15 protein-coding genes, 2 pseudogenes and 1 other annotated feature are annotated in these 16427 nt (G+C 44.2%); of the genes and pseudogenes, 14 read left to right on the plus strand and 3 right to left on the minus strand.

Translation table 11 applies throughout. The annotated features are described in order from the left end of the window. Positions 1 to 307 precede the first annotated feature (307 nt). The 6 genes from cas6 to ACFO4R_RS03230 all read left to right on the plus strand — a co-directional run bounded on the left by cas6 (position 308) and on the right by ACFO4R_RS03230 (position 7448). Positions 308 to 1177, plus strand: coding sequence for a CRISPR system precrRNA processing endoribonuclease RAMP protein Cas6 (gene cas6, locus ACFO4R_RS03205; RefSeq protein WP_379787568.1), 870 nt, complete (start codon positions 308 to 310; stop codon positions 1175 to 1177). 457 nt (positions 1178 to 1634) lie between these two features. Further along, positions 1635 to 3722 carry an ATP-dependent DNA helicase RecG gene (gene recG, locus ACFO4R_RS03210; RefSeq protein WP_379787569.1) on the plus strand — a complete coding sequence of 696 codons (2088 nt, stop codon included), beginning with the start codon at positions 1635 to 1637 and terminating at the stop codon, positions 3720 to 3722. Positions 3723 to 4251: 529 nt separating this feature from the next. Next, positions 4252 to 4809, plus strand: coding sequence for a 16S rRNA (guanine(966)-N(2))-methyltransferase RsmD (gene rsmD, locus ACFO4R_RS03215; protein ID WP_379787570.1), 558 nt, complete (start codon positions 4252 to 4254; stop codon positions 4807 to 4809). Between the two features lie 20 nt (positions 4810 to 4829). Then, on the plus strand, positions 4830 to 5315 hold the full coding sequence (gene coaD / locus ACFO4R_RS03220) for a pantetheine-phosphate adenylyltransferase (protein WP_379787571.1): 486 nt from the start codon (positions 4830 to 4832) through the stop codon (positions 5313 to 5315). Between the two features lie 2 nt (positions 5316 to 5317). Continuing rightward, complete coding sequence (locus ACFO4R_RS03225) at positions 5318 to 5797, plus strand: ATP synthase subunit B family protein (protein WP_379787572.1); 480 nt, start codon at positions 5318 to 5320, stop codon at positions 5795 to 5797. Positions 5798 to 6275: 478 nt separating this feature from the next. Further along, positions 6276 to 7448, plus strand: a complete 1173-nt coding sequence (locus ACFO4R_RS03230; RefSeq protein ID WP_379787573.1) for an iron-containing alcohol dehydrogenase — start codon at positions 6276 to 6278, stop codon at positions 7446 to 7448. Between the two features lie 366 nt (positions 7449 to 7814). Here ACFO4R_RS03230 and ACFO4R_RS03235 read toward each other — a convergent pair whose 3' ends face one another. Together ACFO4R_RS03235 and ACFO4R_RS03240 are read right to left on the minus strand one after the other, a co-directional pair. Beyond that, positions 7815 to 9053: a nucleotidyltransferase gene (locus ACFO4R_RS03235; protein ID WP_379787574.1), complete on the minus strand. Its 1239-nt coding sequence runs from the start codon at positions 9051 to 9053 to the stop codon at positions 7815 to 7817. 285 nt (positions 9054 to 9338) lie between these two features. Further along, positions 9339 to 10061: a tRNA threonylcarbamoyladenosine dehydratase gene (locus ACFO4R_RS03240; protein ID WP_379787575.1), complete on the minus strand. Its 723-nt coding sequence runs from the start codon at positions 10059 to 10061 to the stop codon at positions 9339 to 9341. Between the two features lie 1008 nt (positions 10062 to 11069). Between ACFO4R_RS03240 and ACFO4R_RS03245 the strand changes: the two are divergent. From ACFO4R_RS03245 to rplL, 8 genes and pseudogenes are all read left to right on the plus strand, one after another. Beyond that, positions 11070 to 12092: pseudogene (locus ACFO4R_RS03245) on the plus strand (branched-chain amino acid aminotransferase); the annotation flags it as partial. Between the two features lie 351 nt (positions 12093 to 12443). Then, complete coding sequence (rpmG, locus tag ACFO4R_RS03250) at positions 12444 to 12593, plus strand: 50S ribosomal protein L33 (protein WP_379787576.1); 150 nt, start codon at positions 12444 to 12446, stop codon at positions 12591 to 12593. A 17-nt stretch (positions 12594 to 12610) separates the two neighbouring features. Further along, positions 12611 to 12823, plus strand: coding sequence for a preprotein translocase subunit SecE (gene secE / locus ACFO4R_RS03255; protein ID WP_379787577.1), 213 nt, complete (start codon positions 12611 to 12613; stop codon positions 12821 to 12823). 46 nt (positions 12824 to 12869) lie between these two features. After that, the gene (nusG, locus tag ACFO4R_RS03260) at positions 12870 to 13418 is read left to right on the plus strand and encodes a transcription termination/antitermination protein NusG (RefSeq protein ID WP_379787578.1); all 549 of its coding nucleotides are present in this window, start codon (positions 12870 to 12872) and stop codon (positions 13416 to 13418) included. Positions 13419 to 13442: 24 nt separating this feature from the next. After that, positions 13443 to 13868, plus strand: coding sequence for a 50S ribosomal protein L11 (rplK, locus tag ACFO4R_RS03265; RefSeq protein ID WP_379787579.1), 426 nt, complete (start codon positions 13443 to 13445; stop codon positions 13866 to 13868). A 77-nt stretch (positions 13869 to 13945) separates the two neighbouring features. Continuing rightward, positions 13946 to 14644, plus strand: coding sequence for a 50S ribosomal protein L1 (gene rplA, locus ACFO4R_RS03270; protein ID WP_379787580.1), 699 nt, complete (start codon positions 13946 to 13948; stop codon positions 14642 to 14644). Positions 14645 to 14680: 36 nt separating this feature from the next. Continuing rightward, positions 14681 to 14806 (plus strand) — a sequence feature (ribosomal protein L10 leader region). A 10-nt stretch (positions 14807 to 14816) separates the two neighbouring features. Then, positions 14817 to 15311, plus strand: a pseudogene (rplJ, locus tag ACFO4R_RS03275) (50S ribosomal protein L10); the annotation flags it as partial. Positions 15312 to 15453: 142 nt separating this feature from the next. Continuing rightward, on the plus strand, positions 15454 to 15822 hold the full coding sequence (gene rplL, locus ACFO4R_RS03280) for a 50S ribosomal protein L7/L12 (protein ID WP_379787581.1): 369 nt from the start codon (positions 15454 to 15456) through the stop codon (positions 15820 to 15822). Between the two features lie 304 nt (positions 15823 to 16126). Here the strand turns inward: rplL and ACFO4R_RS03285 are convergent, their stop codons facing one another. After that, a complete protein-coding gene (locus ACFO4R_RS03285) occupies positions 16127 to 16423 on the minus strand; it encodes a hypothetical protein (protein ID WP_379787582.1) in 297 nt (98 codons plus the stop codon). Between the last annotated feature and the right edge of the window lie 4 nt (positions 16424 to 16427).

The following is a 16427-nucleotide window of genomic DNA, read 5'->3' on the forward strand; positions in this document are numbered from 1 at the left end:
ATAAAGATCCGGCAGGATGAAATAAGGAAGGAGAGGCACGGTTTTAAGAGACCGTGCTCCCTTCTTTTTTATTGCTGTGGTATATGGCATCACCCTTATTGAAGTCAAACGATATTGCTCCGCTCCTGCTCTCAAACGAGTTACAGGGCAAGAAATTAGAATTCCTGAACAAAAGACCGAACAAAAAATCTGAAATTTGTAGCGTTTTACTTCAAAATATGATTTAATAACAGTATGAAGTAAAGCCGGTACTTAGTTACGATAATGGGCGGCAAGAGACCGAAATGGATGACCGGAAGGAGATATGATGAATCGACTGAGATTTTTGAAGTTGGAGTTTTGTATTGAGGCGACTCAAGATTATAGAAGTAGGGGTTTTGTAGGGAACAAGGTCAGGGGAGCGATCGGGCAGGCGATGGTCCACCTGTTTTGTCCGGAACGTAATCCTTTATGCGTCGATTGTACCTTTGAGGGAGGGTGTATTTACAGCGATGTGTTTAAGCCTGTTCGTAAGCATCCGGAGTTTACATCCTTACCCGTTCCTTTTGTGATAGGTGTTGCAGAGCTTGACAGAGAAGTCATCTCAAAGGGTGAAAGGTCGGTTTTTTCGGTTACTCTCTTTGGGGAGGCTGTTCGTTACAAGCAGCATCTGGTCGAAGTCGTAAAGACGGTATTTCGAGATGTCAAATGGGGTTTCAGTAAGCATTTTACATTGGTGGAAATCTTTTCGCAGGCCGAGAAAAAGGTTCTGTGGGCGATGGAGGATTGTTTTGAAGAAGATATGATCCGAGAGTCGGTATGGACGGATGACTTTGAAAACAGATTAGAGAAGAAAAAACGAGGTTTGGAACTGATCATTCGTTTTAAGACACCTTTGCTTACCAAAAACAATATGCACCTGACCTGGGGGTTCAGTGAGTTTATTGATGCGCTCTTTTATCGGATAGCGGGAATGATAGATGTATATGAGGATAGGGAGTTTGTTATACCTTATGCGGTGCTCCATCGCAAGCCTTATGTGATCGCGACCTCGTTTTTGGAGGGCGATCGGTTCGAACTTCTGTTTAAGGGAGATATGGAACAGTATCTGCCGTATATTCAGCTTGGCGAGTACCTTCATTTGGGAAAAAAGACGACCTACGGTTTCGGAGAATATTTTTGCATCTTTCCGGAGTAGGAGGGGTGTTTTTGTTGCGACTCAGAATAGAATATGGAGGAGACTTTTAAACGAAAACATTCTGAAACATCCGTTTCAAAGTTTTTTGCCTCTTCTGATAAAAATCGGCGGTTGTATCTCTGTTTCACGAGTGTAGCAGTATATGGACAGCCGGCCTTGTTTTTCATCCCCATTACGCTTGATACCGCACGATCCAAAAAGACGGATGAAAACCGGATGAAGGAAAAAATAAAATTGGTGAAATCACTTATTTTGCAAGAACGTAGCCTGCTACAAAACAACGGAAAGAACAAGTTCTATCTTTGCGAGGTATGTCCTAAGGAGAAAAGGTTAACAGCCAGTTGAAACCGATAGGAATATCAATGTATCAGTAGACTGGGTTTTAAACCTATACTGTACAATTCAAAAAGACAGACTAAATCCGGTTTTCTTAATAAAAACGAGGAAACCGAGATGTGTGGATCAGTGGAGTATGGGAAGGAGGAGGTTCATGGTCTTAAGCGACAATATTCTTGAGATCAAAGGGATAGGAGAAAAAAAGGCGAAGCTCTTTGCAAAGATCGGAGTGGAGACCGTGGAAGATCTGTTGAGCTACTACCCCTTTCGTTACGAGGACAGGAAGAGTTACAAGAGGTTGGAGGAGATCTGCGAGTGCGAAAAAGTGTTTTCTTCCGGCATCATCATCGATATCATGGAGAGCAGGCCGAAACCCAAGATGGTCTTGACGAAGGTCAAGGTGGCGACGGAGCTTGCACAGGCGACCCTCACCCTATACAATCAAGCCTACTTCCGCAGCAGTTACCGCGTAGGAGATCATATTCAGTTTTACGGCCCCTGTCAGAGGGTCGGCAAGAGGTGGGAGTTTTCTTCTCCCTTGATCGAACCTTACGGAAGGGATCAGCTGATGAACCGAATCTATCCCGTCTATTCGGTCATACAGGGTTTGAGCAACAATGAACTCGTCAAGGCGATGGCTACGGCCCTGCTTGAGATCAACGATATCATGGACTTTTTTCCGAATCGTCTGATGAAGAAGAGGAGGATTGCACCCCTTGATTTTGCCGTTCGAAACATTCATTTTCCCGAAGATATCTCCGCTCTGAAGAGGGCGAGGTATCGGCTGATCTATGAGGAATTGTTCTTCTTACAGATGAGCCTGCTCGGGATCCGAAAACATCAGGGGAAGTCCAAGGCCTATGCGATGAAGACGGATAAGGAAAAAATACAGGCCTTTCGAGCTGCTCTCTCCTTTGAGTTGACGGGGGCACAGGAGAGGGTGCTGGGCGAGCTCTTGGAGGATATGTCCAAGGAAGTGCCCATGCAGAGGCTGGTCCAGGGCGATGTGGGCAGCGGAAAGACGATCGTCGCTTGGCTCTGCTGTTATCTCTGTTTTTTGAACGGCTGTCAAAGCGTGTTGATGGGACCGACCGAAGTGTTGGCAAAACAGCATTACGAAGGGGCGCGGAAGATATTCGAGCCCTACGGTTTAAGGATAGAGTTTTTGTCCGGCAGTGTTACGGGCAAGAAAAAGAAGGAGATTTACCAAAAAATCGAAGAGGGCGAGGTCGATCTCGTCATAGGTACCCATGCGGTCATCCAGGAAGGGGTGCGGTTTCGAAAACTCGGTCTTACGATCACCGACGAACAACATCGTTTCGGAGTCAAGCAACGCAACCGCTTAACCGGGGACTATGAGATCAGCCCTCACATCCTAGTGATGACCGCAACTCCGATACCTCGGACGCTTAGCCTTGTGCTACAGGGGGATCTGGACATTTCAATCATCGATGAACTTCCCAAGGGTCGCAAGGCGATCGTTACCAAGGTGATGGAAGACAGGAAGAGGAGGATCGCCTACCAGGGAGCCCTGTCGGAGCTTCGGGAGGGAAGGCAGGTCTACATCGTCTGTCCTCTGGTGATGGAGAGCGAGGCCTTGGATCTGAAGTCGGCGACCGAGTTGTGCGATTCTTTAAAGACGGGTGTCTTTCGGGAATACCGTGTAGAGCTTTTGCACGGAAAGATGAAGGCGAGCGAAAAAAACGACATTATGTCGCGCTATCGGGAAGGGAGCATAGATGTGCTGGTTTCCACAACGGTCATCGAGGTCGGGATCAACGTGCCCAATGCGACTTGTATGATCATCGAAAATTCGGAGAGGTTCGGGCTTTCGCAGTTGCATCAGCTGCGCGGACGCGTAGGCCGGGGAGCTGCTCAATCCTACTGCTACCTGATTTACAAGGGATACAACGATGTTCTTTTGGAGAGGATGAGGGTCATGGCGGAGACGAACGACGGCTTTGTCATAGCCGAAAAGGACTTGGAGCTTAGAGGGCCGGGAGAGGTCTTGGGACTGCGCCAACACGGCCTGCCCGAATTTAAGCTTGCGGATCTTATGAAACACAGGGAGGTTCTTCTCCTTGCTAAGGAGGATGTGGAAGAAATATTGAACGAGAGCGAAGAGATCACGGATCTGGAACGATTCATCCTCCAGAAAAAGGTGGAGAAGACCATGGAGAGAAAGCTGAGAGAAATTGCTATGAATTAGGGAAATACCGCATAATTCGAAGAATAGTCATAAAACCGATTTTATATTATTTTCCAACAGAAGTATAGATATATCTATTTTTTGACTGCAAAAAATTATTTTGTTTTCTTCGGATCAGATATCGTTTATATCCACAACTCAAGGGAAGAATAGTATTATACAAAGGCTGAGATTCTTAAAAATATTGAGAAAACACCGCATAATTCGAAAAAGCAGTAAAACATTAGTTTTTCTTGAACGAAGTCATTCCCAAAAGTGTGTACTTGGAGGAGTTTCTACACTTCGTGAAATAAAGGGAAAATCCTTTTGTGTCTTTGTGCAGTATTTCCTTGAGATGACAGATTTTCGTTTTTTATAAAACCGGAGAAAAACCAAAAACTTGCCTTTGTGCGGTATTTCTTTAGCATTAGGATATGTTGAAATTCATAGTGATTTCAACTATGCTGTGAAACCTTCCGGCTTATTCCGACTTGTAATGAAGATGTTAAATAAGCCTAAATATCAATCTACTACACTAGGAGGAAACAAGATGAGAGTGATTGCGGGAAGACTGCGGGGAAAGAAACTTATCCCGCCCGAGGACTATAGCGTAAGACCCACCCTCGACAGGGTGAGGGAGGCCGTATTCAGCATGATCGCCTTCGAGATCCCGGAGGCTGAGGTCTTGGATCTGTTCGGAGGAACGGGGGCCATGGCAATTGAAGCCTTGTCCAGGGGAGCTTCCCGTGCCGTCGTTGTCGACAAGGAGCGTCGATCGATCGATTTGATAAGAAAGAACGTAAGTATCTGCGGTTTGGAGGACAAAACAACGATATTTCACGAGGATTATGCGTTTTTTTTGACAAAAACCCACAAAATGGGAAATAAATTTGATATAATATTCGTAGATCCTCCATATCACGGGGAAATGCTTGCAACCGTTTTGAAAGAGATCGATGAAAGCGATATTTTAAGTGAGGACGGGTATGTGATACTGGAGACCGATAAGGGAGTACAGAGCGCAGAGGAGACGGAGAGATTGATCAGGACGAAAGAAAAGGTGTATTCCAAGTCGAGGATCTGTATATATCGAAGGAAACAAATTTAAACAAAGAGAGAAGAGAAAAAATGAAACGAGCAATTTATCCCGGAAGTTTTGATCCTATTACAAATGGACATTTGGATATCATAGAGAGAGCGGCGAGCATGTCAGCTCACTTGACCGTAGCCATACTTGTCAATCCTCAAAAAAAGGGTCTGTTCAGTTTTGAAGAGAGAAAGAGGTTGATCGAGGAATCAACGAGACACTTGGATAACATAGAAGTCATATGTTTTTCGGGTCTGCTCGCAGAATATTGCAGGCAGAATAACATGGAGATCATCATCAGAGGTCTGAGAGCAATCTCGGACTATGAATATGAGATCCAGATGGCACAGATGAACAAAAAATTGTATCCTCAAGTGGATACCGTGTTTTTGATGACGAATCCCAGCTATGCCTACCTCAGTTCGAGTCTGGTCAAAGAGGTGGCGCAGTTTGGAGGATGCGTAGGCGATCTGGTTCCGGCTGTGGCGTATCAGCAATTGAAAGAGAAACTGAAAGGGAGGATATAGGCATGGAAGTGTTAAAGATATTGGATGAGCTTCAATCGATGCTTGAAGAGGGAACGAAGACACTGTTCGGGAATAAGGTTTCCATCGATAGAGAACTTGCTTTGTCGTATATCAGCGATATGAGGTTGGGTCTGCCGGAGGATTTTAAGCAGGCCGAGTGGATCAATAAGGAAAGACAGAAGTTTATAGATGATGCACAGGAAGAAGCGGAGCAGATCAGGGCGCAGGCGAGAGAAGAAGCCGAAGAGATGATCATGGAACATGTTATTGTCAAGAAGGCGGAGCAGAGGGCGAAGGAGATCATCGAGAGAGCCATTGCCGACGGAAATGAACTTCGCAACGGTTCGATCTCTTATGCTCAGGACATCCTCGAAAAACTCGGGATGGATATGGAGAGGGTCAATGCCCGTATCAGCGCAAACTATGAAGAGTTGGAAAAACTGAAGATTAAGTCCGAAGCCTTGGAGAAGGAAGAGGAATAAAGACGGGGCCGGTATCAAAATGTGGTTTGGTATCGGTCTTTTTGTATGTCTGATAGAAGAATGATCAAGGAGCGAGACTTTGCAAGAAAGATGACTATTTCTTGAGATCCGAGATAGTTCTTATACTATTATTCTTTTGAGTAGTGGATATAAATAATCTGTGACCCATAGAAGACAACATAGTTTTTCGTCATCTAAAACAGATATATCCATACTTCTATTGAAAAATAGTATTATGCTTTTTTGCAGTATTCTGCGTTTTGTAAACTCAAGAAAAATAAGAAGCTTGCTCTTATTCGGTGTTTCCATGGTACGAATGAGTCTGTATTTCAAAATAAAAGGTAGAGCAGTGAGGATATGGGGTAGAATAAGAAGGTAGAAAAGTGTAAATTGTTACAGGTGTAGCCAATTTTTTGCAATAATAGCAAGAATAGGCAGTTACTTATTTTGTATGGAAACCGATAAGGGGGAAGTTGAAATGCTGGGAAATTTTAAGTATGCAAATCCTACGAAGATCTACTTCGGGCAAGGGTCATTGAAGTATCTGAAGAGGGAAATGAAAAGTTATGGACGGAAGATACTTCTTGTCTATGGGGGTGGATCCATCAAGAAGAACGGAATATACGACGAGGTGAGGGCCGTCTTGGAAGAAGAAGGCAAGACGATTGTCGAGTTGCCGGGGGTAATGCCCAACCCGACCCTTGCCAAACTCTATGAGGGGATCGAAGTTGCAAGAGCAAACGAGGTGGAGTTCATCCTTGCGATCGGAGGAGGCTCCGTCTGTGACTATGCAAAGGCTTTGTCTGCCTCTATCTTCTGCGAGGAAGATCCGTGGGAGAAGTTCTTTATGAGGTCGGAGGAGCCTGATAACAAGGTACTTCCGATCGGTTGTGTTCTCACGATGGTAGGCACCGGCTCCGAGATGAACGGGGGCTCGGTCATCACAAATGAAGAACGAAAGCTTAAGATCGGTCATGTGTTCAGGGAAGAACTGATGCCGAAGTTCTCCATCCTTGATCCCGTCTACACCTTCAGTCTGCCCAAGTATCAGATGGTATCAGGGTTCTTTGACATTATGTCCCACATTTTGGAGCAGTATTTTTCGGGAGAGGACGACAATACCTCCGACTACTTGGCGGAAGGTCTGCTCAGATCTTTGATCCACAGTACGAGGATCGCGGTCAAAGAGCCGAACAACTATGAGGCCCGAAGTAATATTATGTGGACGGCGACCATGGCTCTTAACACCATGATAGGTAAGGCGAAGACTCAGGACTGGATGGTGCATATGATAGGTCAGAGCATCGGGGCCTACACGGACGCGACCCACGGTATGACCCTGTCTTCAGTCTCACTTCCTTATTACAGACACATCCTTCCTTACGGACTGCACAAGTTCAAGAGATATGCCGTCAGTGTATGGGAAGTCAAGGCGGAAGGAAAGACCGACGAGCAGATCGCCTTGGAAGGTCTTGAAAGGATGGAAGCTTGGATGAAGGAAGTGGGAGTTGTTATGAACGCCGGAGAACTCGGAGTCACCGAGGATATGCTCGAAGGGATAGCGGAAGGTACGGTTATTCTGGACGGGGGCTATAAGGTTTTGAGCAAGCAGGATGTTATCGCTATCCTCAAGGAATCTTTAAAGGCGTAGAAACTGTTAAAGAAGTACCGCACAAAGACACAAAATGATTTTGTTTTGCAGGATATGGAAAGTCTCTAAAATGAGAGGTTTCAGAAATGTGTTTGCCCAAGAACAGCTGAATTTCTTCTGCTTCTTCAAATTGTGAGATATCTCCTTAATACTATTCTTCATTTCAAATGCCGGGTATACAGAATAAATCCTTACGAAACAAAGTTGGAGGATTCCAGGTTTCAAAGCATTCAAATTGTCAATTTTACCGGATAATAGTAAAAAGATTATGGATATCAAGGGTTCGAATGGATAGTATAGAAACGAATAAGATTTCAATGACAAAAGAGAGCGGATAAGAGAATACTTCCGCTCTCTTTTGTGTTGTTATTCACTTCGCTTTGCAACAAAGACCGGGGACAGGACGAAGCTGTTGGAAAACGGCGAATCATACCTGCTGTAATACAGGGTATCGGCAATGTGATCGCTCTTCCAAAGCAGTTCCTGCTTCTCATTCTCCGGACGGAATGAAGAAGCTTTGTTGATCAATGGAAGGCGGGGATTACATTTCTTCAGAAGTTTTCGCCCCGTTTCGTCGAAGGCGAGAATGCGTGCATATCCGACATCTTCCGATGAGATCAGACGTTTCATTGTATCCTTGGTAATGTTGAGCAGGATGTTCAGAAGGATGTGGCGGATCCTTGTAAGGGTATAGCGTTTAGTCTTTATCTTCATACAAATGTCTTCCAGGCTCACCGAGTCCAGAAAGTTCTCGTAGATGCGGTTCTCCAGTCCCTCCGAAACTTCGAAGTAACGTTTGATCTCCTGCATTTCCCGCAGGATGATGGTCTTGATATCGGGCAGGAATACATCGGTGTTCATCCAACGATAGTTGGCATGAGAATACAGGAGGGCATCCAAAGTGGATGGAGGGATGGAAGACAGAATTTCCAAAGAGCTTAGAGGAGAGATCCCACAAAACTCCTTTGACATCTGTTCCAGATAGTCCCTGATCGACGTGGCGCTTGAGAGCCCTTCGTGAATCTGTGTATCGTTGTGTCCCGCTCCTTTTCTGGGAACAAGGATCGGCTTGATGCCGCTTGAAGAACGTAGAAGATGTTTGAGGTATTCCACTCCCAGAACATCATTGGGTGTCGAGATGGAGCCTATCCCTGTAAGAACTTCCAGAGCTCTGCTGCGGGCTCGAGGAAATGAAAGTCCTTCTTTGAGATAGGATTTTAATAAAATCTTGTACTCGTGAGGCTCTTCATGGATGAAGGAGGCGACCGAAGAGAGACTCTCAAGGTTTCCGCTTTCGCTCCCGAAGGAGAGGTAGTCGATGATCCCCAGGCTGTTGAGTATGTCTACCGCACCCTTGGCAAAGAGATCCGCACTTTGTGTCGCATATAGTGTCGGAAGTTCCAGCACGAGGGAAGCTCCGTTTTGGACGGCGGTCTTGGCACGAAGGTGTTTGTCTATGATGGCGCACTCTCCACGTTGAACGAAGTTTCCGCTCATGATGACTACAACATTTTTTGTCTTGGTCATTGAGACGGAACGATTGATATGGTACAGGTGTCCGTTATGAAACGGGTTGTACTCCGCGATGATCCCGATTACTTTCAACGCTCTTCCTCCTTTTTGAATGTTATAGTTATGGAAATACCGCACAAAGCGATACTGTGCCGTTCTCTTGATTTTAATATATAATAGAAAGCTTGTGAAATGAATGGTTTTGAGAAGTATGCCCCTCATATAAAACCGGTTTCATGCTGTTTTTTTGAATTGTTGGTTATCCTTCAAAATCTTTTTTGCCATTTTTCAAATCATGGTTTTGAAAAGAAAGTTTTCAAAAACCCTGCTCTTCGCAGGTATCCCTTTATGACTTCGTATGATATTCACACTCTTTTCTTATAGGATAGATTTCTTGCTGCCCAAAACATTATTTAAAACATAGGCTGCCATATACATCCCCGCGACCCCCGTTACAAAGGCCAGGCTTCCGTTGATCTGTTTTCCGGACTCGGAGAAGACCTTTTTGTAGGGAAGAGTGACCTCCTCCGTTGAAAAGACGACCGGAAGATGCCCTATCCCCCTGTTTTTCAACTCTCTCCTCATTACCTTTGCTAAAGGGCACATATGTGTCTTGGAGATATCGGACACTTGAATCTTCCCGGGATCTTTGTGGGAGGCCATTCCCATCGAAGAGATGATGGGGGTTTCTTTGGCAATGCAGGTTTCAATCAAATGGATCTTGGAGCTGACCATATCGATGCAGTCCAGGACAAAGTCATAGTGAGGCTCTAAGAGTTTTTGAGAGGTTTTAAGATCAAACCTCTCGGCGATCGGATGTACGATCAGTTCGGGGTTGATATCAACGAGCCTCTTTGCCATCACATCCACCTTGCTTTTGCCGATGGTGGATGTGAGTGCAGGGAGTTGTCTGTTGAGGTTACTCGCTGCAATCTCATCGAAGTCCACAAGGGTAAGTTCTCCCACTCCCGTGCGGGCAAGGGCCTCCGCTGCATAGCTTCCCACGCCGCCCACTCCGAAGACGGCAATGTGTAGGGAGGACAGCAAGGGCAGTGCATCCGCACCGTAGATCAGTTCCGTTCTTGAAAAAGGTGTTTCCATAATGATATCCTTATCTGTCTTTTTGTTATACGGTTATCTATATAATATAATTAAAAGGTTGAACACTTTGAAGCATACCATCCTGTAACTTGTTTTTGCGAGTATGATATAGGTTTCATACTTCACATTTCATACTATTCTTCCCTTGAATTGTAGATATAAACAATCTGTGACCCATAATAGAAGATAAACCAAGGAAATACCGCACAAATATGAAATCTTGATTTTCCTATTGATTTGCAAGAAATGAAACCTTTTCAAATCAACACTTTAGAGAAATTCAGTACTTATATTTTACGATGATACTTTGAATTATGCGGTGTCTCCCTATTTTTCATAGATTTAAAAATAGATATATCCATACTTCTATTGAAAAATAGTATCAAACAGAGAATAGAGTTAATACGATGTTCCGTTTGAATGTTCAGGAAAACAGAAGGTATGTTTGCCAAACATGAGTTGTATGCCTGTAGATCTCAGAGCGTACAACCGAGTAAGCGAAACACAGGATTGTACAAATGACTTGTTTTCCTCTCAAAGCTGACGACATACACAGGGTTATTGTTTTGTCTGTACCATGCTCCGAGCAGATCCGGACAAACTCGGTAAAAGCCCGCATACTTATAGCAAAGCAACCGGCGGAAAAATTGCAGAGATCTTTCTTTCAAAAAGATTTGCAAGAACTTTAACATACTGATACAATAATAGTATAAACCTGTATTGTTTCAACAAGGGGTACAAATCTTTCGAATGAGATCGTCTATATGCTGTTGTTCGAATGGAGTGCCGACGATGTAACTGTTCAAGCAAGCATGTAGTTTTAACAACATCGGCAGGCGATTCAAGCGATAACGGTGGAAGGTTCTCATTGAGAAGATAGATGTTATTGTAACAGTTATTTTCGGATTTGTCATCTTTTTGCTTTGAGAATTAGAGAAGACCTCTTTCGCTTCGGAGCAAAGAGATGGAGGTAAGGAAACAAAACGAAGGAATCAAGAGAGGGGTGCAGTTGTTATGGCACAGAATTTGGATTGGAAAAACTTGGGATTTGCATACCACAGAACCAACTTCAGCTATGTCAAGTATTATCGAAACGGCAATTGGGAAGAAGGAAAATTGGTTGAGGACAATACGTTGACCATCAGTAACGGTTCGGCTTGTCTCCACTACGGACAACAGTGCTTTGAAGGTCTTAAAGCATATCGCAACGCAAAAGATGAGATCGTGCTGTTCCGTCCTGATGAAAATGCGAAAAGAATGCAGGAGAGTGCAAAGAGATTGTTGATGCCGGTCATTCCTGTGGATGTTTTTGTCGATGCCGTCAAGCAGGTGGTAAAGGCCAATGAGGAATTTATACCTCCGTACGGAACGGGAGCAAGCCTATACATACGACCGCTCTATATAGGAGTTGGCGATATGGTGGGAGTTAAACCTGCTCAGGATTATCTGTTTACGGTATTCTGTACACCGGTAGGTGCTTACTTCAAGGGCGGAATGAAGCCTGTTTCGTTTATCACGACCGAGTACGACAGAGCCGCTCCTATGGGAACCGGAGGCATTAAAGTCGGAGGAAACTATGCGGGCAGCCTGCTTCCTCATGCGGAAGCGGTCGAGCAGGGATATGCGGATGCAATCTACCTCGATCCGGCAACTCATACCAAGATCGAAGAAGTCGGAGCGGCGAATTTCTTCGGAATTACCAAAGACAATGTCTTTGTTACTCCCAAGTCTCCGTCGATCCTGCCAAGTATTACCAAGAGATCGCTTCTTTACTTAGCGGAGCATTATCTCAATATGAAGGTCGAGGAGAGGGATTGTCCGATCGACAACATCGATGAGTTCGTCGAAGCGGGAGCATGTGGAACCGCAGCGGTGATCTCGCCGATCAAATCCATTATGCACAACGGAAAAGAAACCGTCTTCTGTGAAGGAGACACCGTGGGTCCCAAGGTTACGCAACTCTATAATACCTTGACGGGCATCCAGTGGGGAACGGTCGAAGCTCCGGATGGTTGGATCGTAAAAATCTAAAGAGATGGACCGAAGAAGGTAAGGGAGGTCGGTATCGAGAGGTGCCGTCCTCTTTACATGGAAGAACATAATATAGTGATCGAGAGAAAGAGCGAGTTTAAAATTTTATAAGAGCGAAATTATTTAAACTCGGGATTGACAAAAAAGAGTCTTGCTTATATAATGTGGAAGCAATAGGATACCGAGGATACATCACACAAAGATTGCGGCTTCTCTTTTTATGCTTTATGTTGAGGGATTATTGACAATCTTTTTTATATGTGATAAATTTTATTGGTATATTATTTTTTACACCAATCTATGCACTAAATAGATCCTTCTAATTGAACAATTAATAGGAGGTGCACTTAAATGAGAGTAAAAGTAACATTGGCATGTCAAGAGTGTAAGCAGAGAAATTACAATACAATGAAGAACAAGAAGAACGATCCTGAGCGTATTGAACTTCAAAAGTATTGCAAGTTCTGCAAAAAGCACACAACTCATAAAGAAACGAAATAACGAAGGGTGTGATTAGCGTGCCGACTAGTACGGAAACAAACAGCAAGGCAAAGAAATCATATCTTGCCGAGGTGAAAACCGAACTGAAAAAAGTTCACTGGCCTTCAAGGGAAGAACTGTCAGAGCATACTCTAACCGTAATTTTGATGGTAGTAGCAACAGCTGTATTCATCTTTGCAGTGGATACTGTGGTTGGAAAAGTTGTTGAAAAACTGATAGGAATAAACTAAAAGGAGGGTCAGCCCTTGAGAGGATTTTCTCATAGGGCGATTATCTATGGCGGACTTGGAACAAGCCAAATGGTATGTGATTCATACCTATTCCGGACATGAAAAAAAGGTCAAGGCTACAATTGAAAAAGCGGTTCAAAATAGGAACATGGAGGATATCATCCTTGCAGTATCCGTTCCTGAGGAAGAAGTGATTGAAGAAAAGAACGGAAAGAGATATACGAGGTCTCGTAAGATTTTTCCGGGCTATTGTTTGGTCAAGATGATCGTTACGGACGAATCGTGGTATGTTGTGCGAAATACCAAGGGCGTCACGGGCTTCGTCGGACCTAATTCAAAGCCGATTCCGTTGACACAGCAGGAAGTGATCAACATGGGACTGGAAGAAGCTCCCAAGAAGGTATACAGAACCGATTTTGAGGTTGGAGAGAAGGTCGTTGTCAAGAGCGGAGTATTTGAAGGATTTACCGGAGAAGTCCAGGGAATCCAAAAAGAAAAGGGAATGGCAAAGATCAAGATCTATATGTTTGGAGACAGAGAGACTTTGATGGATATTGAAGTTTCCCAGATAGAAAAAGAAGAAGACAGATACTAAACTGTATTGGAGGTGTCAAGACACATGGCGAAAAAAGTTATTGGACAGATCAAATTGCAGATCGAAGCGGGAAAGGCAACACCGGCACCACCGGTAGGACCTGCACTTGGACAGCACGGAGTAAACATCATGGGATTTTGTAAAGAATTCAACGCGAAAACAGCGGATCAGGCGGGATATATCATTCCGGTAGTAATCACTGTGTTTGCGGACAGATCCTTTACCTTTATCACTAAGACTCCACCGGCTGCAGTATTGCTTAAAAAAGCGGTAAAGATCGAAAAAGGTTCGGGCGAGCCGAACAAAAACAAGGTTGCAAAAATTACTTCCGCACAAGTGAGAGAAATTGCAGAAGTGAAAATGAATGACCTTAACGCTGCATCCGTTGAAGCGGCTATGAGTATGATTGCAGGAACTGCAAGAAGTATGGGAATCGTTGTAGAAGATTAATTCTATTTGCTGATATAGATTGGTGGGAGGCAAATATCACAACATTTACCGTTAAAACCACAAGGAGGATGTAAAAAATGGCGAAATTGAGTAAAAAATACAAGGCTGCTATCGAGAAATACGATAGAAGCAATTTGTATGATGCTTCTGAAGCCCTAAAAGTCGTTACAGATGTTGCATCTGCGAAGTTCGACGAAACAGTGGAAGCACACATCAAATTGGGCGTAGATTCCAGACACGCTGACCAACAGGTTCGTGGAGCGGTCGTTCTGCCTCACGGAACAGGAAAAACCAAGAGGGTTTTGGTCTTTGCAAAAGGGGAAAAAGCAACGGAAGCGGAACAGGCAGGAGCCGACTTTGTCGGAGCGGAAGATATGGCTACCAAGATCCAAACCGAAAACTGGTTTGATTTTGATGTCATCGTAGCAACACCCGATATGATGGGTGTAATCGGACGACTTGGCCGCGTGCTTGGACCCAAGGGCTTGATGCCGAACCCGAAATCGGGAACCGTAACACAGGATGTTGCAAAAGCGATCGAAGAGATCAAAGCGGGTAAGGTGGAGTATCGTTTGGACAAAACAAACATCATCCACGTTCCAATCGGAAAAGTATCTTTTGGACCGGAAAAACTATCTGAGAACTTCTTTGTATTGATGGAAGCAATCGTTAAGGCGAAACCTGCCGCGGCAAAGGGACAGTACCTGAGATCCGTTGCGGTAAGCAGTACGATGGGACCGGGAGTAAAGGTAAACCCGACCAGAGTCAACGAATAAAAACATTGACAAAATTGAAAAATTGATTTAGAATAAATTTTGTTGAATATATTGCCGAAGACCGTAGGGGTGAACACTTAAAAATCCTACCGAGGTAGCTAGCAGAATGATTGCTTGACCCTTGTGTTGTCTTCGTGCATACAAGGGTTTTTCTATAAGAAGGAGGTGCAAAATGTCAAAGGCGATTGAAATGAAATCGGAAGTAGTCAAAGAAATTTCGGACAAGTTACAGCGTTCTGTATCTTGTGTCGTGGTAGACTACAAAGGTTTAACCGTAGAGGAAGTAACCGAACTTCGAAACAAATTCAGAGAAGTGGGAGTAGACTACAAGGTTTACAAGAACACCTTGGTAAGAAGAGCTGCCGCTGAATTGGAAGGATATGACAAATTTAACGATGTTGATTTGGTAGGTGCTAACGCGTTTGCAGTATCTTACGAAGATGCGATCGCTCCTGTCAGGGTTATCAGTGAATTTGCAAAAAAACATCCCAAGTTGGAAATGAAAATGGGCTATGTAGAAGGTTCTTTCTACGATGCGGAGAAGATGGCAGAACTTTCCAAAATTCCGAGCAGAGAAGAACTTATTGCAAAATTGGTCGGAAGCTTCAAGGCTCCGTTGTCCAACTTCGTATACCTTCTCGATGCACTTGCAAAGAAGAAGGCGGAAGAAGGAGATACTCCCGCAGCGGCTACCGGAACCGAAGATGCAGTGGCAGAGCCGGTTGCAGCGGAAGAAGTAAAAGCAGAAGAAACTGCACAAACGCAAGAATAAGAACGATAATATAAAAAATAAAAACGGAGGTGTCGTAATGAATATCGAACAAATCTTAGAAGCTATTGAGAATATGAAGGTATTGGAACTTAACGAGTTGGTAAAAGCGGCAGAAGAGAAATTCGGAGTATCCGCAGCAGCACCGGTCATGATGGCGGGAGCAGCAGCGGGAGCGGCAGAAGCGGCAGAAGAAAAAACCGAGTTTGACGTTATCCTGGTAGATGCAGGATCTTCTAAAGTAGGAGTTATCAAAGCGGTAAGAGAGATCACAGGACTTGGCTTGAAAGACGCAAAAGACTTGGTTGACGGAGCACCGAAACCGGTTAAAGAAGCTGTATCCAAGGAAGAATCCGAAGAGATCAAAGCTAAGTTGGAAGGTGCAGGAGCAAAAGTAGAAGTAAAATAGTTCCGCCTTTCAGAAGTCAAAGAAAATGAAGCAGGGAGGACGTAGAGCGATAGTATCGCCTGCGGAACCTCCCTTGTTTTGTATCCGTTCAAACGAACGATGCCCTTTATCCTATGGGCGATAAACAAGTTTTGTGCTTGCGGAAGTGGGTATAACCGCATTTCTATCGGAGAATAGCATTACCGATGCCGGGTAAATTGTGCGGGATCCCTCTTTCGATGTTTTGTCATTGTCCAAACGACGGACAAAAAGAAAAAAGCATTTCTTACTGTAATTAGCGAAAATTACAATAGGAAATGCTTTTTTACTTGTAACGATTTTTGATAGCTTGATAAGTAGAGTAATTGCTGTCCTGAGATTGAGATTCTCCCATAGCGGTACGTTTCTTCTTCATCACAGTAGCGGAAGGTTTCTTTGCCGTCTTGCGTTGAGTCTTGGACTTCTGACGGCGTTCAGCCGGAACATAACGACTTTCCTTTGCCTTCGAAACATCGCTTGGGGCTACATAGCAATCGTACATACTGTTGATAATAAAGCCTGTAATTTTTGAAAAAACAAACAATGTTGCTAGGATGAAAAAGCTTCGAACAATATATACCAAAATC

This window comes from Filifactor villosus (assembly GCF_042652965.1).
GTDB lineage: Bacteria > Bacillota > Clostridia > Peptostreptococcales > Filifactoraceae > Filifactor > Filifactor villosus.